The sequence below is a fragment of the Pseudomonas sp. E45-MNA-CIBAN-0222 genome, assembly GCF_040310405.1.
Taxonomy (GTDB): Bacteria; Pseudomonadota; Gammaproteobacteria; order Pseudomonadales; family Pseudomonadaceae; genus Stutzerimonas; species Stutzerimonas stutzeri_AC.
On sequence record NZ_JBEOPU010000007.1, the window covers coordinates 17,303 to 39,749 of the forward strand.

Annotated in this window: 23 protein-coding genes; 8 read left to right on the forward strand and 15 right to left on the reverse strand. The window is 60.1% G+C overall.

Annotation, left to right across the window (positions count from 1 at the left end):
* The 4 genes from ileS (at position 1) to ispH (ending at position 4,933) form a co-directional block, all read left to right on the forward strand.
* Entirely contained in the window at positions 1 to 2,832 is a 2,832-nt protein-coding gene (ileS, locus tag AAEZ08_RS11960) for an isoleucine--tRNA ligase (RefSeq protein ID WP_500124355.1), read from the forward strand.
* Between the two features lie 114 nt (positions 2,833 to 2,946).
* Entirely contained in the window at positions 2,947 to 3,450 is a 504-nt protein-coding gene (gene lspA / locus AAEZ08_RS11965) for a signal peptidase II (protein ID WP_003281559.1), read from the forward strand.
* A complete protein-coding gene (locus AAEZ08_RS11970) occupies positions 3,443 to 3,880 on the forward strand; it encodes an FKBP-type peptidyl-prolyl cis-trans isomerase (RefSeq protein ID WP_500124356.1) in 438 nt (145 codons plus the stop codon). Before lspA ends, AAEZ08_RS11970 begins: the two co-directional genes overlap by 8 nt.
* A gap of 108 nt (positions 3,881 to 3,988) precedes the next feature.
* Complete coding sequence (gene ispH, locus AAEZ08_RS11975; protein WP_044315015.1) at positions 3,989 to 4,933, forward strand: 4-hydroxy-3-methylbut-2-enyl diphosphate reductase; 945 nt, start codon at positions 3,989 to 3,991, stop codon at positions 4,931 to 4,933.
* Between the two features lie 90 nt (positions 4,934 to 5,023).
* On the opposite strand, the gene AAEZ08_RS11980 is transcribed toward ispH, so the two are convergent.
* From AAEZ08_RS11980 to AAEZ08_RS12010, 7 genes are all read right to left on the reverse strand, one after another.
* A complete protein-coding gene (locus tag AAEZ08_RS11980) occupies positions 5,024 to 5,440 on the reverse strand; it encodes a type IV pilin protein (protein ID WP_058064063.1) in 417 nt (138 codons plus the stop codon).
* Between the two features lie 31 nt (positions 5,441 to 5,471).
* Positions 5,472 to 9,200, reverse strand: coding sequence for a pilus assembly protein (locus AAEZ08_RS11985; RefSeq protein ID WP_500124358.1), 3,729 nt, complete (start codon positions 9,198 to 9,200; stop codon positions 5,472 to 5,474).
* A gap of 11 nt (positions 9,201 to 9,211) precedes the next feature.
* On the reverse strand, positions 9,212 to 9,817 hold the full coding sequence (locus AAEZ08_RS11990; RefSeq protein WP_200631297.1) for a PilX N-terminal domain-containing pilus assembly protein: 606 nt from the start codon (positions 9,815 to 9,817) through the stop codon (positions 9,212 to 9,214).
* Complete coding sequence (locus AAEZ08_RS11995) at positions 9,814 to 10,665, reverse strand: PilW family protein (protein ID WP_058063837.1); 852 nt, start codon at positions 10,663 to 10,665, stop codon at positions 9,814 to 9,816. The genes AAEZ08_RS11990 and AAEZ08_RS11995 overlap by 4 nt, the downstream gene beginning before the upstream one ends.
* Positions 10,662 to 11,207 (reverse strand): type IV pilus modification protein PilV, encoded by a 546-nt coding sequence (pilV, locus tag AAEZ08_RS12000; RefSeq protein ID WP_058063838.1) that lies wholly within the window; start codon positions 11,205 to 11,207, stop codon positions 10,662 to 10,664. Before pilV ends, AAEZ08_RS11995 begins: the two co-directional genes overlap by 4 nt.
* An 8-nt stretch (positions 11,208 to 11,215) precedes the next feature.
* The gene (locus AAEZ08_RS12005) at positions 11,216 to 11,707 is read right to left on the reverse strand and encodes a GspH/FimT family pseudopilin (protein WP_500124359.1); all 492 of its coding nucleotides are present in this window, start codon (positions 11,705 to 11,707) and stop codon (positions 11,216 to 11,218) included.
* 165 nt (positions 11,708 to 11,872) lie between these two features.
* Positions 11,873 to 12,370 carry a GspH/FimT family pseudopilin gene (locus tag AAEZ08_RS12010; protein WP_058063840.1) on the reverse strand — a complete coding sequence of 166 codons (498 nt, stop codon included), beginning with the start codon at positions 12,368 to 12,370 and terminating at the stop codon, positions 11,873 to 11,875.
* Positions 12,371 to 12,524: 154 nt separating this feature from the next.
* Here AAEZ08_RS12010 and thiO point away from each other — a divergent pair, with 154 nt between their 5' ends.
* From thiO to speA, 3 genes are all read left to right on the forward strand, one after another.
* Complete coding sequence (gene thiO / locus AAEZ08_RS12015; RefSeq protein ID WP_278433554.1) at positions 12,525 to 13,631, forward strand: glycine oxidase ThiO; 1,107 nt, start codon at positions 12,525 to 12,527, stop codon at positions 13,629 to 13,631.
* Between the two features lie 149 nt (positions 13,632 to 13,780).
* The gene (locus tag AAEZ08_RS12020; RefSeq protein WP_427702835.1) at positions 13,781 to 14,152 is read left to right on the forward strand and encodes a translation initiation factor Sui1; all 372 of its coding nucleotides are present in this window, start codon (positions 13,781 to 13,783) and stop codon (positions 14,150 to 14,152) included.
* 122 nt (positions 14,153 to 14,274) lie between these two features.
* A complete protein-coding gene (gene speA / locus AAEZ08_RS12025) occupies positions 14,275 to 16,188 on the forward strand; it encodes an arginine decarboxylase (protein ID WP_500124360.1) in 1,914 nt (637 codons plus the stop codon).
* 15 nt (positions 16,189 to 16,203) lie between these two features.
* Here speA and AAEZ08_RS12030 read toward each other — a convergent pair whose 3' ends face one another.
* The 3 genes from AAEZ08_RS12030 to AAEZ08_RS12040 form a co-directional block, all read right to left on the reverse strand.
* Positions 16,204 to 16,662: a DUF2214 family protein gene (locus AAEZ08_RS12030; RefSeq protein ID WP_482695498.1), complete on the reverse strand. Its 459-nt coding sequence runs from the start codon at positions 16,660 to 16,662 to the stop codon at positions 16,204 to 16,206.
* A 2-nt stretch (positions 16,663 to 16,664) separates the two neighbouring features.
* Entirely contained in the window at positions 16,665 to 18,038 is a 1,374-nt protein-coding gene (locus AAEZ08_RS12035) for an MATE family efflux transporter (protein ID WP_058063845.1), read from the reverse strand.
* Positions 18,039 to 18,114: 76 nt separating this feature from the next.
* Complete coding sequence (locus tag AAEZ08_RS12040) at positions 18,115 to 18,408, reverse strand: hypothetical protein (protein WP_003281534.1); 294 nt, start codon at positions 18,406 to 18,408, stop codon at positions 18,115 to 18,117.
* A 230-nt stretch (positions 18,409 to 18,638) separates the two neighbouring features.
* Between AAEZ08_RS12040 and AAEZ08_RS12045 the strand changes: the two genes are divergently transcribed.
* The gene (locus AAEZ08_RS12045; protein WP_483032217.1) at positions 18,639 to 19,571 is read left to right on the forward strand and encodes an SdiA-regulated domain-containing protein; all 933 of its coding nucleotides are present in this window, start codon (positions 18,639 to 18,641) and stop codon (positions 19,569 to 19,571) included.
* Positions 19,572 to 19,590: 19 nt separating this feature from the next.
* Here the strand turns inward: AAEZ08_RS12045 and AAEZ08_RS12050 are convergent, their stop codons facing one another.
* The 5 genes from AAEZ08_RS12050 to AAEZ08_RS12070 all read right to left on the reverse strand — a co-directional run bounded on the left by AAEZ08_RS12050 (position 19,591) and on the right by AAEZ08_RS12070 (position 22,430).
* A complete protein-coding gene (locus tag AAEZ08_RS12050; protein ID WP_003281530.1) occupies positions 19,591 to 20,040 on the reverse strand; it encodes a DMT family transporter in 450 nt (149 codons plus the stop codon).
* Between the two features lie 84 nt (positions 20,041 to 20,124).
* On the reverse strand, positions 20,125 to 20,682 hold the full coding sequence (locus AAEZ08_RS12055) for a DUF4136 domain-containing protein (protein WP_003281528.1): 558 nt from the start codon (positions 20,680 to 20,682) through the stop codon (positions 20,125 to 20,127).
* 73 nt (positions 20,683 to 20,755) lie between these two features.
* Positions 20,756 to 21,358 carry a DUF4136 domain-containing protein gene (locus AAEZ08_RS12060; RefSeq protein ID WP_500124362.1) on the reverse strand — a complete coding sequence of 201 codons (603 nt, stop codon included), beginning with the start codon at positions 21,356 to 21,358 and terminating at the stop codon, positions 20,756 to 20,758.
* Between the two features lie 20 nt (positions 21,359 to 21,378).
* Complete coding sequence (locus AAEZ08_RS12065) at positions 21,379 to 22,128, reverse strand: methyltransferase domain-containing protein (RefSeq protein ID WP_500124363.1); 750 nt, start codon at positions 22,126 to 22,128, stop codon at positions 21,379 to 21,381.
* Positions 22,125 to 22,430 carry a nucleotide pyrophosphohydrolase gene (locus AAEZ08_RS12070; protein WP_500124364.1) on the reverse strand — a complete coding sequence of 102 codons (306 nt, stop codon included), beginning with the start codon at positions 22,428 to 22,430 and terminating at the stop codon, positions 22,125 to 22,127. Before AAEZ08_RS12070 ends, AAEZ08_RS12065 begins: the two co-directional genes overlap by 4 nt.
* Positions 22,431 to 22,447 lie beyond the last annotated feature (17 nt).

Here is a 22,447-nt window from a genome sequence, read left to right on the forward strand (position 1 = left end):
ATGACCGATTACAAAGCGACCCTCAATCTGCCGTCCACGGCATTTCCGATGAAGGCCGGTCTGCCACAGCGCGAGCCGGAGATTCTGCAGCGCTGGAACAGCATTGACCTGTACCGGAAGCTGCGGCAGATCGGCGAAGGTCGCCCGAAGTTCGTCCTGCACGATGGCCCGCCGTATGCCAACGGCAATATTCACATTGGTCACGCGGTGAACAAGGTGATCAAGGACATGATCGTCCGCTCGCGCACCCTGGCCGGCTTCGACGCGCCTTATGTGCCGGGCTGGGATTGCCACGGTCTGCCGATCGAGCACAAGGTCGAGACCACCTTCGGCAAGAACCAGCCGGCCGATCTGACCCGCGAGCGCTGCCGTGCCTACGCGGCCGAACAGATCGAAGGGCAGAAAGCCGACTTCATCCGTCTCGGCGTCCTGGGCGACTGGGACAACCCGTACAAGACCATGGACTTCGCCAACGAAGCCGGGGAAATCCGCGCCTTGGCCAAGCTGGTCGAAGGTGGCTTCGTCTTCAAGGGCCTGAAGCCGGTGAACTGGTGCTTCGACTGCGGTTCGGCGCTGGCCGAGGCGGAAGTCGAATATCAGGACAAGAAATCCGATGCCATCGACGTCGCCTTCGCGGTCGAGGATGCCGACAAGCTGGCTGCTGCGTTCGGTCTGCCGAATCTGACCAAGCCCGCCAGCATCGTGATCTGGACTACCACGCCCTGGACCATTCCGGCCAACCAAGCGCTGAACGTCCATCCTGAGTTCGTCTATGCGCTGGTCGACACCGGCGAGCGTCTGCTGGTACTGGCCGAGGAGCTGGTGGAGTCCTGTCTGCAGCGCTACGGCCTGGCTGGTGAAATCACCGCCCGTTGCGAAGGCAAGGCGTTGGAGCTGATCCGCTTCCGCCATCCGTTCTACGAGCGCTTCGCTCCGGTCTATCTGGCCGACTACGTGGAAACCGGTGCCGGTACCGGTATCGTCCATTCGGCGCCCGCATACGGCGAGGACGACTTCCGCTCCTGCAAGCACTACGGCATGGAGAATGACGACATTCTCGGCCCGGTGCAGAGTAACGGTGTCTATGTCTCCGACCTGCCGTTCTTCGGCGGCCAGTTCATCTGGAAGGCCAACCCGGCGATCGTCGAGAAGCTCGCCGAGGTTGGCGCGCTGCTCAAGCACGAGTCGATCCAGCACAGCTACATGCACTGCTGGCGGCACAAGACCCCGCTGATCTACCGCGCCACGGCGCAGTGGTTTGTCGGCATGGACAAGGTTGCCCATGACGGCAGCTCGCTGCGCCGCCGTGCGCTGGATGCCATCGAGCAGACCGAATTCGTCCCGGCCTGGGGCCAGGCGCGCCTGCACGGCATGATCGCCGGGCGCCCAGACTGGTGTATCTCGCGTCAGCGCACCTGGGGTGTGCCGATTCCGTTCTTCCTGCACAAGGAAAGCGGCGAGCTGCACCCGCGTACCGTCGAGCTGATGGAAGCCGTGGCGCAGCGTGTGGAGCAGGGCGGTATCGAGGCCTGGTCGAAGCTCGACGCAGCCGAGTTGCTCGGCGACGAAGCGGCGCAGTATGAGAAGATCACCGACACCCTCGATGTCTGGTTCGATTCCGGCACCACCCACTGGCATGTGATGCGCGGCTCGCACCCCATGGGTCACGAAAGCGGCCCGCGTGCCGATCTCTATCTGGAGGGCTCCGACCAGCATCGCGGATGGTTCCATTCATCGCTGCTGACCGGCGCGGCCATCGACGGTCATGCGCCGTACAAGGGCCTGCTGACCCACGGTTTCACCGTGGATGAGAACGGCCGCAAGATGTCCAAGTCCCTCGGCAACGTCATCGCGCCGCAGGAAATCACCGACAGCATGGGCGCCGACATCCTGCGTCTGTGGGTCTCGGCCACCGACTATTCCGGCGAGATGGCGGTATCCAAGCAGATCCTGCAGCGCAGCGCCGATGCCTACCGTCGTATCCGCAACACCGCACGCTTCCTGCTCTCGAATCTCGACGGCTTCGATCCCGCGCAGCACATGGTGCCGAATGATCAGCTGATCGCCCTGGACCGCTGGGCCATCGACCGCGCACTGCTGCTGCAGCAGGAGATCGAGGAGGCCTACACCACCTATCGCTTCTGGAACGTCTACCAGAAGGTGCACAACTTCTGCGTGCAGGAGCTGGGCGGCTTCTATCTGGACATCATCAAGGACCGCCAGTACACCACCGGTGCGGACAGCCTGCCGCGTCGCTCCTGCCAGACCGCGCTGTATCACATCGCCGAGGCGCTGGTGCGCTGGATCGCGCCGATCCTGGCCTTCACCGCCGAGGAAATCTGGCAGTACCTGCCGGGTGAGCGTAACGAGTCGGTGATGCTCAACACCTGGTACACCGGCCTGACCGAACTGCCGCAAGGCACCGAGCTTGATCGCGCCTTCTGGGACAAGGTCATGGCAGTCAAGACCGCGGTGAACAAGGAGCTGGAAAACCAGCGTGCGGCCAAGACCATTGGCGGCAACCTGCAGGCGGAAGTCACGCTGTATGCCGAAGATGCCCTGGTTGCAGAGTTGGCCAAGCTCGGCAACGAGCTGCGCTTCGTACTGATCACCTCTGCTGTCGATATCGCACCACTGACCCAGGCGCCAGCCGAAGCCGTGGAGAGCGAATTGGTCGGCCTCAAGCTGGTGGTCAAGAAGACCGAGCACAGCAAGTGCGGGCGTTGCTGGCATCACCTTCCAGATGTTGGTGCTCATGCCGAGCATCCGGAAATCTGCGGGCGCTGCATCGAGAACATCGAAGGTGCTGGTGAGGTTCGCCACTATGCGTGACTCTGTGCTTACTGCCGTAGGGTGGGCTTCAGCCCCCCATTACGACGTGGCCTTCCGTTTCGGTGGGGAAAGGACCACCACCTTGCCGCGCGGTGTGCTAGCGGAGGCTACGGTATGAGTGCACGTTTCGGCAGGCTCCCCTGGCTTTGGCTCAGTGTGCTGGTGATCGCCTTCGATCAGGCGACAAAACACTACTTCGAGGCCAATTTCAGCCTGTATCAAAAGGTCGACGTAGTTCCCGGCTACTTCGCCTGGACGCTGGCTTACAACACCGGTGCGGCGTTCAGCTTCCTCGCCGATCACGGTGGCTGGCAGCGCTGGCTGTTTGCGGTCATCGCGGTTGGCGTCAGTGTCGTGCTGGTGGTCTGGCTTAAGCGTCTAAAACCGAACGAAACCTGGCTGGCCGTCGCGCTGGCGCTGGTTCTGGGCGGTGCGATTGGCAATCTCTACGACCGCGTGGTGCTGGGCCATGTGGTCGATTTCATCCTGGTGCATTGGCAGAATCGCTGGTATTTCCCTGCATTCAATATCGCCGATAGCGCCATCACCGTCGGCGCCGTGATGCTGGCGCTGGATATGTTCAAGGGCAACAAGACCGGAGAAGCCGCACATGACTGAACAGCGCATTGGGCCGGACAAGGAAGTCACCCTGCATTTCGCGCTCGGCCTGGAGACGGGTGAGCTGGTCGACAGCACGTTCGACAAGAAGCCTGCCACCTTCAAGGTGGGCGATGGCAACCTGCTGCCAGGCTTCGAGCAGCAACTCTACGGACTCAAGGCAGGTGACAAGCGCACCCTGCAGATTGCGCCGGAGCAGGGCTTCGGTCAGGTCAACCAGCAGAATATGCAGGTCATGCCACGCAGTCAGTTCGCCGGAATGGAGCTTTCCGAAGGGCTGATGGTCAGTTTTCAGGATGCTGCGCGCACCGAGCTGCCGGGTGTGGTGAAGGCGTTCGACGATAGTCAGGTTACCGTCGATTTCAATCATCCATTGGCTGGCAAGACCCTTACCTTCGAAGTCGAGATCATCGACGTCAAACCCGCCTAGTTCGGCTGTAGGCCAGCGAATACCGCTGGCCTTTGGGCGCTATCTGCGCTGTAGCCTGTATCGCGTTACACTCCTTCGTCTTCAAGTTTCCGCGTGCCGAGATCAATCATGCAAATCAAACTCGCCAATCCCCGCGGCTTCTGCGCTGGTGTCGATCGCGCCATCGAAATCGTCAACCGTGCTCTGGAAGTCTTCGGCCCGCCGATCTATGTACGGCATGAAGTGGTGCACAACAAGTTCGTGGTGGAAGACCTGCGTGCGCGTGGGGCGATCTTTGTCGAAGAGCTCGATCAGGTGCCGGACGACGTAATCGTCATCTTCAGTGCCCACGGCGTTTCCCAGGCTGTGCGGCTCGAAGCGGAGAAGCGCGGATTGAAGGTCTTCGATGCCACCTGTCCGCTGGTGACCAAGGTGCATCTGGAAGTCGCCAAGTACAGCCGTGATGGGCGCGAATGTATCCTGATTGGGCATCAGGGCCACCCGGAAGTTGAAGGCACCATGGGGCAATACGATTCGCGTAACGGCGGTTCGATCTACCTGGTGGAGGACGAGGAAGACGTCGCGAAGCTGCAGGTACGTAACCCCGAGGCGCTAGCCTTCGTCACCCAGACCACGCTCTCTATGGATGATACCAGTCGTGTCATCGACGCATTGCGCAGCAAGTTTCCAAGCATTGGCGGCCCGCGCAAGGATGACATCTGCTACGCCACTCAGAACCGCCAGGATGCAGTGAAGCAGCTCGCTGACGAATGCGACGTGGTGCTTGTGGTGGGCAGCCCCAATAGCTCCAACTCTAACCGCCTGCGCGAGCTGGCGGAGCGCATGAGCACGCCTGCCTATCTCATAGACGGCGCCGAAGACCTCAAGCGTGAATGGTTCGAGAACATCGAGCGCATCGGCATCACCGCGGGCGCTTCAGCGCCCGAAGTGTTGGTGCGTGGGGTGATCGAGCAGCTCCGAGAGTGGGGTGCCACAGGCATGGACGAGCTGGAAGGGCGACCGGAGAACGTCACGTTCTCCATGCCGAAGGAGTTGCGGGTGAGGGCTGTTTGACTTGCTTCGTATCTTGTTCAACAAACTGGGGCCTTTAACAGGCCCCATTTTTTGTTTCAGCTAAAGAGCGTTGCTCGCTCAATTGAAGACTTAGCGCCAACACTCCGCTGCAGTCTTCCCGCTGCCGCTCCTGTCTTTGGCGCCCAGGGCGTTAAGGGTTAGGTTGCCGCACTTGGTGTCGCCGAAGTTTTGTTCGGCCGTGAGTGTATAACCGCCATCTCCATTGTTTGTTCCTACCGATAGCGTGTATTTACCGGTTTCCGATGTATTACCGTTCTTCAATCCCAGCTTGGCTATATCGGCGTCTGAAGTGATGTAGGCATTGTTCTGGCCGAAGTAACGCTCCTGCCGAGCGGATGCATCGCTCAGCAGGGCTTGGCCTTCGGTGCGGTTACCGCGCTTGACGTACTCGTCATAGCTTGGATAGGCAATCGCTGCCAGGATACCGATGATGGCGACCACGATCATGAGCTCAATCAGAGTGAAACCGCGCTCGGTACGCTTCATGGACTGCTCCGTTAATACTGGATTCATCTCGTTATTCCTGTTCGATACGACGCCAGCTTTGGCGGCCTAGGCTTGCGGGGTCCGGGTAGACATTGATGCACTCCTGACCTGTGCAGTATTGGTATGTCCCGTCGGAATCCTGGGAAAGCGTACCCCCGCCCTCGCCATCCTGACGAACCGCTGAGACATTGGTAGTACCGATATCCGTGGTTGGTATGTAGTCAAAGGCATTGTGAGAGGTTCTGCCGCCAGTGAAGGGATTGATGGCGTAGGTCCAGTTGTTCGCGCCATCACCGCAAGGGTCGTCATTCGGAATCAGCGACTGGAAGAATATCGTGCGGCCCAGCTGCGACATGTTTTCCACCACCATCTCCCCCTGGCTCTGGCGCAGGTTCAGAAACCAGCCGTTTTGTGCCGCCTGGGTGTCGCTGCCCTGCCAGCTGACGTTGTTATTGCTCAGTACGAGACCTTGGCGCGTGGTGCCGTTGGCCTCGACGGTGGTTTGGGTTGTGATTGTCTGCTCCTGCAAGCTACTGCGAGCGATATTCGGGTCACTTGCTTCCTCGCCCAGCGTCTGTTTGTCCCAGATGCCATATACCGTTTGGGCGAAACTCTTGTCGCCTTCCTTGTCGCCGGTTTCGAAGAACTTGCCGGTACCGAATACGACCAGATAGCCGAAGCCAGTAGGGTGGAGCACTAGGCTTGGTGCTGATGTAATGGGCTGACGACCTTCGGTCCCGGTGTTTGCCACGGCGCTGAACAGTGGTTGGCCGCCAAAGGCCACCTCGAAGTCATCAATGGCGTTTTCGCTATCATCTTCGGTGGTGAAGGGCGCCGTATCACTACGACCGTTACGCAGCAGGTCGAAACGCCAGAGATTGCCTTGCAGATCTCCTGCATAGGCGTAATCAGCTACGCCGTCGGCGTTGTAATCGGCGAGTTTGGGAGTCGACAGCCCGTTCGCAACGCCATCGACGCCTTGGACTTCCAAGCTGGTTAGCAGAGTGCCCTCCATTGCATCGACGACGAACAACGCCGCCTTACCGTTGGTGTTGTTGGCGCTTTCGTAACCATTGCCGAACACAACCGCCCAGGTTCCTGTATGCAGGCGTGCGATGGTGGGTTGCGAGAAGCTGTAGCCCATTTTCGCTGCGGCATCGTCCGGTAAGCTGCTGTCATCAAACTCCCAAAGGAGCTCTTCGCTTCCGGGGGTCGTAATGTCCAACGCAAATATTGATTTGCCTCCGGCTTTCAAAGTGCCAACCAAGATGGTGCGCCATTCTGTACCGTTGAATACGTCTGCTACGACCGGGCTGCCATCGACATAAAACTCATGGCTGTAATTGGTACCGGTCAGCTTGTTGAGCTTGGCGAACACGGCACTGGGGACGAAGGCAAATTCTTCGACGCCGGTAAGTGCATTGAAGCCATGGAGCATGCCGTCATTGCCGCCTACATATACGCGAGGCGTCCGCCCAGCGATATTGGTTGCGAATGTCGAATAAGCGGTGTTGCCTTCCAGGCGATTGCTAAAGTTAACCAGGTAGCGGGGCCCAGATACCACTGCAGGGCTAGATGAATAGAAGTCGCCTAGGACGCTGCTGCGTTGGCGGAACGTTGAGTTCTCGCCATTTCGGTTTCCACGAAGATACTGCAAGCGCTGCTCCCCCCGGGCGTCCGGCAGGTTACTGTTCTCCGGGTCGCGGCTTAGAAGATTGGCCAGCGTGCCGGTAGTCTCCGCGGAACCAGCGTTGTCCCAAGTGAAGTCCACGAGTCCGCTGTTCGTGTTGCCGGCCATTTTTATGGTCCGGCTTTGCCAACCAGGCACTTGGCTTTTGGCGCTCCATATTTCGGAAGTTTCAAAGGCGTTGTTTTGGGCGTTCCAGGCTTTTTCGAAGCGCTTGACGTCGCCAGACCAGTTGTCGTCGCTGGCATAGGATGTCTGATATGAGACGGTCTTGACGGTGCCGTTGTTATTTTCGTCGGTACTGACCTGGCCGGAGTTGATGGCAGGCCGGGCTGCTGTGGATTTCCGATCAGCAATTCGGGACAGAATGTCATCGAAGGCCTGAACCATTGCTTCCGGGCTGTCGACACTGAAGAACTCGCCGCGTGAGTTGATGGCCGCGTGCCAAAGGTCATAAACATTGTTGGCGTTGTTAGCGCCGCTACTGGCAGCTGGCGGCCAGCTGGCGGCACCGGACACTAAGTTGCTATAGCCAGTCCCAGCAAAGGTGCTGCCAGCCCAGGGCACGTTGGCATTGTTGAGCGACTGGGTCAGACCCAGGCCCATGACGAAGTTGGTCATATGCTGCCAGGTCGCCGGGTCGTTGCGCGGGTCCCAGTAGTCTGCCGTCGTATCGCCGCTTTTGAAGGGTATGTACGCCGGTAAGTCGTTGTCCAGATCAGGGTTAAGGTCGGTAGCCCAGTAGTGCATGGCCAGGTCGGCCAGAGTTTCACTCGTGTTGTCGTAATAGGGCTTGCGTTCACTATAAGCCCGACCGTCAGGCAGGGTGAAGTTCGCCGCATCGTGACGGAAATTGCTGGGCATGTCGGTGGTGGCGTTCCACATGCCGTCAGTCATCAGGATGTGGTAGCTGGCGCGGCAGGCATAGGTATTCTGTGTGGTGTTGCCGGTACCGTTTGGATTTTTCTGCCAGGGCGTGGTGGTGGTATAGAACTCACCGGCACGTTTTAGCGCCGCTGGTAACGGTGTGCTCTGATTGAAGTTGATGTTCTGCAACCAAGCGTAAAGTTGCCCCTTGTGTGTCGGCGAGTAATCTTTCAGCGAGTTGTTGTAGCAGTTGGCCGTATCGGTACCTGTGAAACTCTTGCAATTACCAAGCCCTTGCCAGGTCAGGCGAACAGAGGGTGAGAGGTCATAGAAGGCTAGCGCCGCAGCGGAAATGGTGGCCAGAGCGCGATTGCGGTAGAAAGAGTACCAATTGGCGAAGTTTTGCTGTTGGTCGCTACTGACGAAGTTCAGGCGGTAACAGTTGTCGTTAGCTGTGGTGCAGTTACTGGCGAGAGTGGCGTCATACGTATAGTAGTAGGCCGGGACGCCCGCCCGTCTCCAGCTACCGGTGTAGCGGCCATTGCCGCTATCGTAAGAACAGCTTCCGCTTGCCCAGCCATCCGTTGAGGCGGTACACGTTCGGGTCGAATTCCAGCCTCTGGTGTCGGCCCCGCGGGTGATCTTTATAGTTCTTCCTGCATTTGTGCAGGTTTTGCTTTCGCCGACATTTAATGTAGTGACGTAGCAGGTTGGAAAGTCTGCACTCGGGTTTTCTCCTAGGTTATTGCTCGTGTTGCTATACCCGTACGTGGTGGCCTGTGCGCTGCGAAGATCATAGCTCCATGTGAACTTGTAGTCGCTGCGTAGATCAATATTGCCAAGGGTGCTTTTGTAACCGTTAAGTAAAGCGGCGCTATAGCTGGTAGAAAGTTGCTGTTCCGTACCGTTCGTATCGAAAACGATGGGTGCGTCATAGCTGATACTTGGGTTGAAATAAAGTGGATTGAAATCGCTCGACTTCGCTCGTCGCGTCGCGTGTATGCCATTGACGTTATCTGGGGCGAAGGCCCAGCGCATACTGCCTGAGTCGTCCAGGGTGAGCGCCATGTTTGGCGGGACGCCAACGGTGAGGCTCAACGGGCTCTGTGATACAGCCGCAAAGCTATTGGCTGCGCTGAGCAGGGCTACGCCAAAAAGAGCGTATGAGAGCGTCTTAGCGCGAGAATAAGGATGAAAACGGGACATGATGTCGGCTCTCAATTGTTAAGGCCAAGGTAGATGTTGGCGTGGGTCGACTGCAGATAGAGGGCGTCGCCGGTTTTGCCATTGTTGAGATAGAAATAGGTGCCACTTCCCTCGCCGCGCCCGCCGTACTCGGCATTGACGGCCGCATTACCTGTTTCAGCCGCCAGAATGCTGTTGTAGTGGGCGTCAGCTTCGGTGTCGGCGGCAGGGTCCGTACCGCGGTAGGGCATCCAGACGTTCGAGGCGGTTAGCAAATCATCCCCGCCGGCCTTTTGCGGCTGGTCCACGAATGCCAACAGGCGATCTGTCTTGACTTCAAGCAGGCAGGGACTGTTGATTCCATTGGTCTTCAGCGTGTTCGCCGCCAAACAGTTCGCTGCTTTGGCTTCAAGCTTGTCGGCCAGATTGCCGGGACCGTAAAAACGAAATTCAGCTTCGCGCAATGCCGCGTCTGCAATGTTCTGGCTTTTCATGTCGTGTTGGCGGTTTGCCGTAATGCGGGACTCGAGCGTCACGCCGCGCATGCTGCTGACGGCCAGCACGGTCAATACCAGTAGCATGACGAGGGAAACGAGGAGCACCGCTCCGCTCTGAGATTTGCGGGAATTGAACGTCATGGCATGAGATTCCTGATGGTTTGCGTGGCGCCTGCTACCTGGTAGATGCGCTTGTTATCTGCTTCTTCCAGTCGGGCCTTCGCTTCCGTTGAGGCCTCTAACAGCCAGTCGTCGAGAACCTTCGAATCATCGCCGTCGCGTTGCCCTGCACGGCTGGCGAGTAGCAGCGCATAGCGCACACTACGAATTGCTCCACTGGCGGGTGTCCAATCTGCTTGCTGGATGAAGGTGGTGACTTCCTTTTCGAGCATGTCAGTCTTACCTACACCGAAGTCCAAACGCAGGTCCGCAATGCCGCGGAGTACCTCGCCGTACTGCGGGCTGGTTGCGTTGAGGCTTTTGCACAATAGGCGGCCGTCTTGCAGCTGGTCGTCGCTGCTGGGTTCGTACTTGAACGCTAGAACGGTCAAGTCACCAGCATCAGGCGGGGACGAAGGGAAGGCCTCATCGTATGTAACAGCACTAGCAGCGCCCTGACAGTCCAGTTCGTTGCCGGTCTGTGGCTGATAGCGAATACAGAAGCCGACACCTTCACTGGGATTCAGGCCGGTCGCGGCATGTCCTGCATTGAACGCAAGGCATCCACCGGAAGCCGGGCGGCTGGGGAAAACGATGTCCAGCAGCGCTGAAGGCGTACGGCGATAACCGGCCTTACCTAGGTAGTCGTTAATGACTAAAGCGGCGAAACGACTATTTTCTACGTTTCCGGCCTGATTCTGTTGGAAGACATAGTTACGCTTGTTGTCGATATAGACTTGCGTAATACCGAGGATTAGAAAGCTACTGATCGCTAGTGCGATAAGCAGCTCTACCATTGATAAGCCAAATTGATATCTAGAGTGATTCATGGTTCTACCCGAACTGTATAGCTGCAGACATCGGAATTGCTTGCATCAAGGCATTCACGAACTCGCCAGGCCAGGCGAATTTCAAGCATTGAACCCTTGTTATCGCAATCACCTGCAATAGAGCTGCGGCAAACGTATACGTCGCTATCGAATAGTTCGCTCCCGCCTGGCAATAACGCTTCAACCTTGTCCGCCCAGCAGTCGCGCAATTCTTTTGCCGTTTTTGCAATTCGGGTCGGACTCGCCACGCAGCTCTCGCGGTCGGCGAAGTCATCGCCGGCGTCTTTATAGAAAATGGAACTGCCTTTTAACCCGCTATTCATAGGAAATTGCGGCGGCGAGGTGTTGAACAGTTCTTTCGGGTGCGCTCTTACAATTTCGATGAGGTCTCCGGCCAGGACAATGGCTGTGTTGCGCTGTACGGAGTCTTGGGTGTACTGAATGCTGCGGCCCTGCAGGGCAACCATTCCCAGTACACCGATGGTGGTTAGCAGTAGGGCCACCAGTACTTCGATCAGGCTGAAGCCTTTATTGGTTTTCATTAGGTTCCTCATGGTGTGCAGCTGTCCAATGCAGCGCCGTCTTTCCTGCCGCGCGGGTAGAGGACGAGGCCTCCGCTGGCTTGCACTTCGAGCAGATAGCCGGTCGCTGGGTCGGATTCGCGGCATACGGTGAACTTGGCCGTTGTCGCGGTGCCGTTGGCCCGGTAGACCAGCTTGTCGTCGCTAAGGGCTGAGCTGAGGATCTCCGCATGGTCGGGGTTATGCTCCAAGATGCGCTCGGCGTCGTCGCTACCTGCTTTGACGATTTCCCACGGTCCGTTGCTTTTAATCTGGACCTCGTATGTCTGCCTGTTGAGGACGGCTTGTCCGCGCGCGTGTTGCAGGAATATCGCTAGCTCTTCGGCCTTGCTCTGCACCTGGTTACTACGGATCAGGCTGTTGAAGCTCGGGACCGCAATCGCAGCGAAGATGCCCAGCAGTGCCACGGTGATCATCAGCTCGACCAGGGTGAATCCGTGCATGTCGGTTCGGCGTGACATGGTGTACTCCAAGAGAATCGTGAGCGGATGATGCAAATGCGTCGGTGTCTTGTCCGCATGGGGATGATGGTTGGCATATTTTCGCGGATAGGCGGTCGGCCGTTCGGTCCGCGTCGCAGGAGAATGTGACGGGGTCGGCGTTTGCCGCGACTTCGCGGCAAACGCCTACTGGCACAGGCTGGCTTTTTGTTGGTTCTCCGCTGCTAGTGCCTGCCGTACCCGCCCTTGGCGGCTGATAATGAGCTGCCACGCGATCTGCTGTCGGTAACATTGGTAGAAGCGTCCGTTGCTAGTAGGGGTAGTGCCGTTGTCGCGAAACCGAATGTTGTCGCTGAAACCCTGCCAGCGCAGGGCGTCATGAGTCGGAAGCTGGGTAAGCTGCAATATCTGGCCGCTCGATGTGCGTACAAGCCAACCGTCCGCCCAGTTCGCAGAGCAGTTCTTACCGTCGCCAGTGCCGCATACCTCTACAGTACGGCGTTGGATGATTGCCTGGGCGCGGGCGTTATGCAGGATTCTCTCTACTTCGTCTTTCAGCGCTTCCCGACGACTTCTTGCAATCGTTTCGTCGACTACTGGAATGGCTATCGCTACGACGATACCCAGTATCGAAAGGGTGATGATCAACTCTATAAGCGTGAAGCCTTGATTTCGGTTCGCCATAGTGCGGTTCCTTTGCACGTATGATGCTCAGCCGTCCTGGCTGCTGTTTGTGTATCGGCGTTCGCGAGATACAACAGACGCTCTTTTAAAGCAGCCTGCTCGTCGGTCCAAGTGAAGATGGGCCGAAATGTGAACCAGATGGTTGGAGAGGCGTGTGAATCAAGAAGTGATCGTTGTCGGCGGGGGAGTGATTGGTCTGTTGTCGGCCTATCGGCTGGCGGAGGCAGGCAAGGTCGTGTCGTTGCTGGAGTCAGGTGCTGTCGGCCGTGAAGCCTCGTGGGCCGGGGGCGGGATTGTTTCTCCGCTGTATCCGTGGCGCTACAGCCCGGCGGTCACCGCGTTGGCGCATTGGTCGCAGGACTTTTATCCGCAATTGGGCGAACGGCTGCTGGCCGAGACTGGCGTGGATCCGGAGGTGCATGTCACCGGTCTTTACTGGCTGGATTTGCACGATGAGGCCGAGGCATTGAGTTGGGCTGAGCGTTATGGGCGGCCACTCACTTCAGTGTCGATGGAAACGGTGCACCAGGCCGTGCCTTCATTGGGTGACGGTTATGGGCGTGCCGTCTACATGGAGGGGGTCGCCAACATTCGCAATCCCCGTCTGCTGCGCGCTTTGCGTGAAGCGCTGCGGCAGCTACCGAATGTGAATGTAATCGAGCAGTGCCCGGTGGAAGGTTTCCTGCGCGATGGCGCGCGCATCGTAGGCGTGCAGACGGCGCAGGGCGAGATGCGAGCGGATCAGGTCGTGGTGGCGGCGGGCGCCTGGAGTGCACAGCTGCTGACGACGCTGGGACTGGAGATTCCGGTCAAGCCGATGAAGGGGCAGATGATCCTCTTCAAGTGCGCGGAGGACTTCTTGCCGAGCATGGTTCTGGCCAAGCGGCGTTATGCGATTCCGCGGCGCGATGGCCACATCCTGGTCGGCAGCACGCTGGAAGATGTCGGCTTCGACAAGACGCCGACGGAAGACGCGCTGGAAAGCCTGAGAGCGACCGCAATCGAATTGCTGCCCGCGCTGGCCGACGCGCAAGTGGTCAAGCACTGGGCCGGTCTGCGTCCCGGTTCGCCGGACGGTGTGCCTTATATAGGGCCGGTGAGCGGTTTCGACGGGCTGTGGCTGAACTGCGGACACTTCCGCAACGGGCTGGTGCTGGCGCCGGCGTCCTGCCAGCTGCTGGTCGATCTGATGCTTGGGCAGGCGCCGATCGTGGATCCCTCGCCCTATGCACCGACCGGTCGTATCGATCAGAAGGGCTGAGCGACTCTTCGCTGGGCTCCCGGTTACGTGAGCAGTCCGGGTTTCATATCCGTCGCCCGGACTCTGTTCTGCTACTGACTCGCATTGCTGGTAAATTAGCCGGCACTTCGGCTCTGCCAGGCAGAGCCAGATTGGCGAGTGAGGTTTGTGTGGCGAAGAAAACCACTTCCCTGGCCGGCCTGAGCGGGCTGGTCTATTCCACCGATGCTGGTCGGCATTGTCCCGAGTGCAGTCAACCGCTGGGCAGTTGCATCTGCAAACAGAGCGTTCTGCCCGAAGGCGACGGCATTGCGCGGGTGCGCCGCGAGAGCAAGGGGCGGGGCGGCAAGACGGTGACCACCATCAGTGGCGTTCCCTTGGCCGAGACCGAGCTCAAGGAGCTGGCCAGCGCGCTGAAGCGCCGCTGCGGCACGGGTGGCGCGTTGAAGGACGGCGTCATCGAGATTCAGGGCGACCACGTTCAGCTGCTGATCGACGAGCTGAACAAACGTGGCTTCAAGGCCAAGAAGTCCGGTGGCTGAGCGCCGATGTGACGCCTCCACCGATTTTCACCATTTTCCGCATATCGGCTGTCGAAGCCGCATAGCCTTCGCCGCGCGGTTCTGCTCGCTGCGAAACACTCAATTTCTTCCGGGAGGCCTTGATGCCTGTACGACGCACACGTAAAGACGACGGTAGCCAGTGGACCGCTGCCGATAGCCGCAGCATCTACGGTATCCGCCATTGGGGCGCTGGGTATTTCGCGATCAACGATCAGGGCAATGTCGAAGTGCGCCCGCAAGGGCCGAGCGGTGAGCCGATCGAGTTCAACGGCCTGATCGAGCAATTGCGCGAGGCGGGGTTGTCGCTGCCGTTGCTGGTGCGTTTCCCCGGCATCCTGCAGGACCGCGTACGGCGCCTGACCGGTGCCTTCGATGCCAACATCGAGCGCATGGAGTACGCCGGCAAGTACACCGCGTTGTATCCGATCAAGGTCAACCAGCAGGAAGCGGTGGTGGAGAGCATCATCGCAACGCAGAACGTTTCCATCGGCCTGGAAGCGGGCTCCAAGCCGGAGCTGATGGCTGTGCTGGCGCTTGCGCCAAAGGGCGGCACCATCGTCTGCAATGGCTACAAGGATCGCGAGTTCATCCGTCTGGCACTGATGGGCCAGAAACTCGGGCATAACGTATTCATCGTCATCGAGAAGGAGTCCGAGGTCGGCCTGGTGATCGAGGAGGCCAACGAGCTCAAGCTGACGCCGCAGGTCGGTCTGCGTGTGCGCCTGTCGTCGCTCGCTTCGTCGAAGTGGGCCGATACCGGTGGCGAGCGTTCCAAGTTCGGCTTGTCCGCAGCGCAGTTGCTCTCGGTGATCGAACGCTTCCGCGCCGCAGAAATGGATCAGGGTATCCGCCTGCTGCACTTCCACATGGGCTCGCAAATCGCCAACCTGGCGGACTACCGTCAGGGCTTCCGTGAGGCTATCCGTTACTACGCCGAGCTACGGGCGTTGAACCTGCCGGTGGATTACATCGATGTCGGCGGCGGCCTGGGGGTCGACTACGATGGCACCCATTCGCGCAACGCCAGCTCGATCAACTATGACATCGACGAGTACGCCGGCACCGTGGTCGGCATGCTCAAGGAATTCTGCGAGGCGCAGGGCCTGCCGCACCCGAACATCTTCTCCGAGAGCGGGCGGGCGATGACCGCGCATCATGCGGTGCTGGTCATGCAGGTCACCGACGTCGAACGGCATAACGACGAGGTGCCGCAGATCGACAATTACGCCGAGCTGCCGGATGTCGTTCAGTCGCTGGCCGATCTACTCGGGCCGACCGACCCGGAAATGGTTACCGAAACCTATTGGCGCGCCACGCATTACATGAGCGAGTCCGGTGCGCAGTATGCCTCCGGTAAGTTGACCCTGGCGCAGAAAGCCCTGGCCGAGCAGAGTTACTTTGCCATCTGCCGCCGCCTGTACAACCAGCTCAAGGCGCGCCAGCGCTCGCACCGCGCGGTGCTCGACGAGCTCAACGACAAGCTGGCGGACAAGTACATCTGCAACTTCTCGGTGTTCCAGAGCCTGCCGGACACCTGGGCGATCGACCAGATTCTGCCGATTGTGCCGCTGCATCGGTTGAGCGAGGAGCCGGTGCGGCGCGCCGTGCTGCAGGACCTGACCTGCGACTCGGACGGCAAGATCAAGCAGTACGTCGACGAGCAGAGCATCGAGAGCAGCATGCCGGTACATGAGGTGCAGCCCGGCGAGGAGTACTTCCTCGGCGTGTTCCTGGTCGGCGCCTACCAGGAAATTCTCGGCGACATGCACAACCTGTTCGGCGATACCGACTCGGTGAATGTCTACCAGCGCGAGGACGGCAGCTACTACCACGCCGGCATCGAGACCCACGACACCATCGAGGACATGCTGCGCTACGTGCACCTGTCGCCCGAGGAGCTGATGACCTACTACCGCGACAAGGTCGCCAGCGCCAAGCTGAGTGCTAAGGAACGCACCCAGTACATCGATGCGTTGCGACTGGGCCTAACGCGGTCTTCCTATCTGACGCCTTGAGTGGCGAGCCCGGCGTCAGCCGGGCATGACGCCAAAGCCGCGCGCCATCAGTGCCGCCAGCAATGGGATCAGCAGGAGTAGCAGCAGCTCCAAGCGGATGGTCAGCTTGACCCACCTGGCGCTGTTGTCCGAGATGATCGGTGCCTGGCCAGCGGACAAGGCCGGGCGCCAGCGCAGGAACGTCAGGGTGGGATAGATGGAAAGTACCGCGACCATCACGAACAGGCCGACCTTGGCATGGAACAGGCTGTTCTTCAGGTAATAGTCCAGACCTTTGCCATAGAAGATTGCCCGCGCCGCTCCGCTGGCCAGTACCGCCGCCGCGGTGATGCCGAAGGCGATGTCGATGCGGAACAGGCTGCGCGCGCGCTCCAGCGTCAGCGGCTGCCGGAACAGATGGTGCTCCAGCAGCAGCAGGGCAAAGAGCAGGAATATCGCCAGAAAATGCAGATAGGCGGCGATGGCGTAGGCCATGTTCAGGGTCCTTCGGAGTGTGTGGTGCTCGGCGCGCCCATGGTAAACCAGGCTCCGCGGCGCTGCAGGCGCTGAGCGAGCACACCGAGGCAGACGCCGCGCATCAGCATGAAGCTCAGAAATGCCAGCCACAAGCCGTGATTGCCAAGCCCTTGCAGTAGCCAGCCCAGCGGCAGCGTCAGACCTACCGCCAGGAGCATGCTGTTGCGCATTTCCCTCGCACGTGTGGCGCCGATGAACAGCCCATCGAGCAGATAACTCCACACCGCGATCAGCGGGAGCGCTGCCAGATAGGGCAGGTAGGTCAGCGCAGTCTGGCGTACCTCGGCGATGTCGGTTTGCATTTGGATGAACACGTGGCCGGCAAAAAGGAAAAACAGACCAAAGACAACGCTGGCTAGTAGCGACCAGCCGCCCGCGACGACCATCACGCGCTGCAGTGTCTTGCGGTCACGGGCGCCTATGGCATGGCCGCTCAGGGCTTCTACGGCGTGTGCCAGTCCGTCGAGAGCGTGCGCGGTCAGCAACAGGCCGTTGAGCAGCAGAGCGTTGGCGGCGACTGTTGCATCGCCCAGCCGTGCGCCCTGTACCGTCACTAGGAAAAACACCAGTTGCAGCGCTAGTGAGCGCAGGAAAATATCGCGGTTGACCGACATCAGCGGCCGCCAGCTCAGCCAGCGGCGCAATGCGCGGGTATCGACTCGACCGGGATAGCGGGCCAGCGCGTTGCGGGTGAGGGCAAGGCCCAGCAGCGCGCCGCTCCATTCGGCGATCACCGAGGCGCGCGCGGCGCCGGCCACGCCCCAGTCGAGGCCGAGCACGAACCACAGGTCCAGCGCCACGTTGATCAGGTTTGTCGTCAGCAAGATGGCCAGCGGTGCGCGGGCGTTCTGCGTCCCGAGAAACCAGCCGATCAAGGCGTAGCTGGCCAGCGCCGCTGGCAGGCCGAACAGGCGCGTGTGGAAATAATCGCGGGTGAGTTCGTCGAGCTGAGCGGAGGGCTGCATGAGCTGTAGCGCGGCGCCCTTCAGCGGTACGCCGATCGCGCCCAGTAACAGCGCGAAACCGAGTGCCAGCAGCAACCCCTGCAACAGGATCTGGCGCAGGGCCCCGCCGTCTTCGCGGCCGGCCGCCTGGGCGGCGAAGCCCGTCGTGCCCATGCGTAGAAAGCCCATCACCCAGACCAGCAACGTATACAGGCTGCCGCCAACTGCCACGGCACCCAGCTGATGCGCGTGCGGCAGATGGCCGATCACGCTGCTGTCCACTAGTGCGACCAGCGGAACGGAAAGGTTTGACAGGATCATCGGCGCCGCCAGCGCCCATACCTTGCTGTGGGTGGGCGTGTGGCGCCAGGCGGCAAGCATGCTGGACATTACGGGCCTCCGGGGCGGCCCGGCACTATACGTGGCATGCGATAAAAGAGGAAAAGCCCGAGCTTTAGGCTGCGCGTCAGTGAATCAACCAGCTCAGCAGCCACAGTCCGAGGAACAGCCAGATCAGCCCACCGATGATCGAGCCGCGAAAGAATGAGCGTACCGCTGCGACCAGCAACAAAAGGCCGATCGCCAGTGCCACCAGACTGATCAGCGAACGATCCATGCCCAGGGTGCGTGAGAGCCCCTCGAGGAAATTGTGCCCGGCCCGGGCGAACAGGCCGAAGAAGTCGCCCAGCGCCTCGACGATGAAGCGTATGACCGAGCCCAGCGCTTGTCCCAGCCATTCGAAGAATCCTTCTACCCGCATGTATCACTCTCCTGAACGTTCGATTGCGGCGCGTGAGCGCAGCCTTGGGCATTGGGCTGTCGAGCAGGCCTGAGAGTTCCAAACATCGCTGCTGCCGGCCTGGAACCACTGGCCGGGAAAGGAGGTCTCAGCGTTGCTGCCTGGGCCGACCGGGTTGGCAATCAGCCTTCATGCAACTGCAACAAGCTCCAGGCAGCCTGTCTACGATTTCCTGAACGAGAACTTTAATGATGCGAGCCCTTGCCAGAGCGCAGCTGGGACGATTCGCGACGCTGCGCCCTGTCTGGTGGTATGGCTGCGCTCTTTTTAGCCTGCTCTATGCCGCATCCTTCATTCATCTGGATGAGCGTCTGTTCTACGCATTGAAAACCACCTGGCATGAAGACACCTGGGAGCGGCGTAGTCTGTGGCTGCCGGAATACAGGGTGAAGATCGACGCACTGCCAGTAGCTTCGGTTAAGGACAATCTTTCCGGGCTGACCTACGATGAGCAGCGAGATCATCTCTGGGCGGTGGTCAACAACCCGGAGGAGCTGGTTGCCCTGGATCGCAACGGCGGCTTCATTGCGCGCTATCCGCTCGAGGAGTTCGAGGATGTAGAGGGTGTTACCTATCTCGGCGATGGCCTGCTGGTGCTGGCCGAGGAGCGTAAGCAGTCGTTGGTTATTGTTCAGATTCCCGACACTGTCCGCCCGTTGAAGCGAAGCGACTATCAAGCACTCACGCTTCGTTTGTTTGACGAGGAGAACTCGGGTTTCGAGGGGCTTGGTTACGACCGGGCCGGTGACCGCCTATTCGTGGTCAAGGAGCACTCACCACGCAAGCTCTACGAGATCCAAGGCCTCAAGCGCAGCCTTGAGGGCAACTTGGACGTCAAGATCATCGACCGCGAGGCCTGGATCGAGAAGCTGGATATGGCCAGTGATCTCTCATCGGTACATTTCGATGAGCGAACTGGACACCTCGTACTGCTCAGCGACGAGGCAAAGATGATGCTGGAGCTGAATGCGAAGGGCGAACTGGTCAGCTTTCGTTCTCTATGGAGCGGTTTTGCCGGCCTCGAGCGTAGCGTCCCGCAGGCCGAGGGCATGACCCTCGATGCACGCGGCAACCTCTACCTGGTCAGCGAACCCAACCTGTTCTACGCCTTCGAGCACGACTGACCCTGTCTTTGCCGGTCTGCTAGCCGCGCTGAATCAGCCAGACGCCAGCAAAAACCAGCAGCAGGCCGGCCACTTTACCCACGCTTATGGAAGACTGGCGAAATCCGGCCCAGCCGAAGTGATCCAGTAGCAGGGCGACGAACAACTGGCCGGCGAGCAATAGGGCCATGAATAGCAGCGCCCCGGTGCGTGGCGCGGCGAAGGCGGCGGTGGCGATAAAGAACGCGCCGAGCAAACCGCCAGACCAATGCCACCAATTCAGGCTTTTGAGCGTCTGCAGCGCCGGCATATCGCGCTGGATCAATACAATTACGAGCAGCGCCAGCGTCCCTACGGCGAACGAGAGCAGCGCCGCTCCCATTACATTGCCGAGGTGACGCGCTACCTGGCCGTTGATTCCTGCCTGTAGCGGCAGCAGTGCGCCAGCAATGAACGGCAGGGTCAGTAACCACCAGGCAACGGCGGGCATGTCGAGTCTCCAGAGTCAGGGGCGCGACATTATGGTGCGCTAGGCAGTGCCTCGCCAGCGTTGTGGCTGCTCAGGTGAAATCGTTCAGTGTGGTGGATACTGCGAAAGAACCCGTGCCACCAGCTCACGCAGGTTGCCGGCGCGCTCGTCGGGCGTTCCCTGACGGCTGCTCAACACTTGCTCGGCGCTGCCGCGCCAGACCAGCTTGCCGTCGGTGGCGTCATACAAGTCGATCTGCAGGGTGCCGACCTGATAATCGATAGTGCGGGTATCGGTGAACATCGGCCCGCCCCAATAGCCATACCAGGGATTGCCCCAGGCGCCGGAGGTCGTGCTGTACTGCTGAGTGCGCTGATCAACGATATACCAGGCCTGCACGTTGACGTCCGTTGCGCTATCAGCAGTGGCCGGGCGTAGGCCTCGCTGATCGAGCTGGTCGGCAACTGCATCGCGGATGCGCTGTTCGGTGAGGTCGCTCTTGATGCGAGGGTCGTCGGGCCGGTATTGCAGCGCTGGCTCTTTCCAGCTCCAGGCACGATAGGCGGAGAAATCCCGCGCGGGATCGAAATCACGCTGCACTTGCGGCCCTTGGCACGCAGCCAGCGCGAGTAGAAGGGGAATCAGCAACAGGCGGCGGAACATGATCGCTCTCCCGGTGTGGAATCTGCTCAGTCTAGGCGTGACGCAGTTTCGGGCCTAGACCACATTGTCGCGCTCAGCGTGGCGGATAGTCTTCGAGTGCGCGCTGCACCGCCTGGCGCACCGCATCCTGCTGTTTGGCTCGGTTGCCGCCACTCCGTGCTTCGGCCCGGTTGCTCCAGACGGACAGGCCTGAGGCGGCGTCGAACATCTCGATCCGTACCGAAATCACCTCTTCTTCATAATTGCGCACGAGGGGCACGCTGGTCCCGACGCCATATCCGGAGCCGTAGCCGCCGCCATAGCGGCCAACGCCGACCTGCGGGCCGTAGTGGTCATAGGTCTGGCGTACCCGCGTTTCCTTGCTGGCGCCGGCAGCAACCAGCACATCGCCTTTGCCGTTGCCTGGGGCAGGCCGCAAACCGCGCTGATCGAGCGCGCCGGCCACCATCTCCTGCAGCTCCTCACCGGTGATCGAGGCCGTGCCGGCCGGTGGAGTTCGCCAGCTCCAACTCTGGTAGCTGGAGAAGTCGCGCGGGGCCGCCGGGTAAGTCGGCGACTGAATTTGCTCGACCGGCGGAGCCGGCGGAATCGGCGCCGAGTCTTCGGTGTAGGGGTTCTTGCTCTGGCAGGCCACCAGGCTCAGACAGAGCAGGGGCAGAAAAGCGCGGATCGACATGAAGACCTCCCGGTCGGCGCTCAGTGCCGCCGACACATCCAGTGCAGGTAGCGCCCGAGACCGGCAAATTGCGGATGGCGGCGGTAGGCCAGTTCCATCTCGATCAGTTCGGCAGGCTCGGTGCGGGCCTGGAAATCGGCGGGCATGTAGTCATGGAACACGCGCACGCCACTGGTTGTTTCGACCTGCCAGTACGGCGCTAGTTGCGCCGCCAGCTCACGCGGGTCGAGTGGCTGTTGTGGCGTCAGACTCTGACGTTCACCCGCATAGCTCTGACTGCGCAGCTTCTTGAAGTGGCCTTTGAGCAGGTTGCGATAGATCAGTGCATCGCGGTTATAGAAGGCCAACGACAGCCAGCCATCTTCGGCAACCAGGCGATGCAACACCGGCAGGATCGCCTGGGGCTCGGCCAGCCATTCCAGCACGGCGTGGCAGATGACCAGATCGAAGCGGCCCTCGACCTGGCTTTCGATCTCCTGCCAAGGCGCTTGAACAAATGTGGCGTTCAGGCCCGCGTCGGCGAACTGCGCGCGGGCGCCCTCGAGCATGGGTTCGGCGGGCTCGGCGAGGGTTACTTCATGGCCCTGGCGCGCCAGCCACAGGCTCATATGGCCGAGGCCGGCACCGACGTCGAGAACCCGCAACGGCCGCTGCGGCAGAACCTCGGACAAGTCCGCCTGCAGTACGGCGAGGCGAATCGCGCCCTTGGCGCCGCCATAGATTTTCTCGGCAAAGCGCGTCGCCAGCTCGTCGAAATGCCGATCGCTCATCGAGTGAACCGCCGCTCGTTATCGGCCAGCTTGGCCAGCAGCGCCTGTTCCATGTCGATGCCCAGTTCGCTGCACATCAGCAACAGGTACATGAGGATGTCGCCGACTTCCTGCCCGGCATGTTCGAGTTTGTCGGGCGGCAGCCGACGCGACTCGTCCTCGGTCTGCCACTGGAAGATTTCCACCAGTTCGGCCATTTCCACGCTGGCGGCCATGGCGAGGTTTTTCGGGCTGTGAAAGCGCTGCCAGTCGTTGCTGTCGCGGATGGCATGCAGGCGTTGGGTAATCTGTTCGATATTCATCTGGGAGAGCGGGCGGT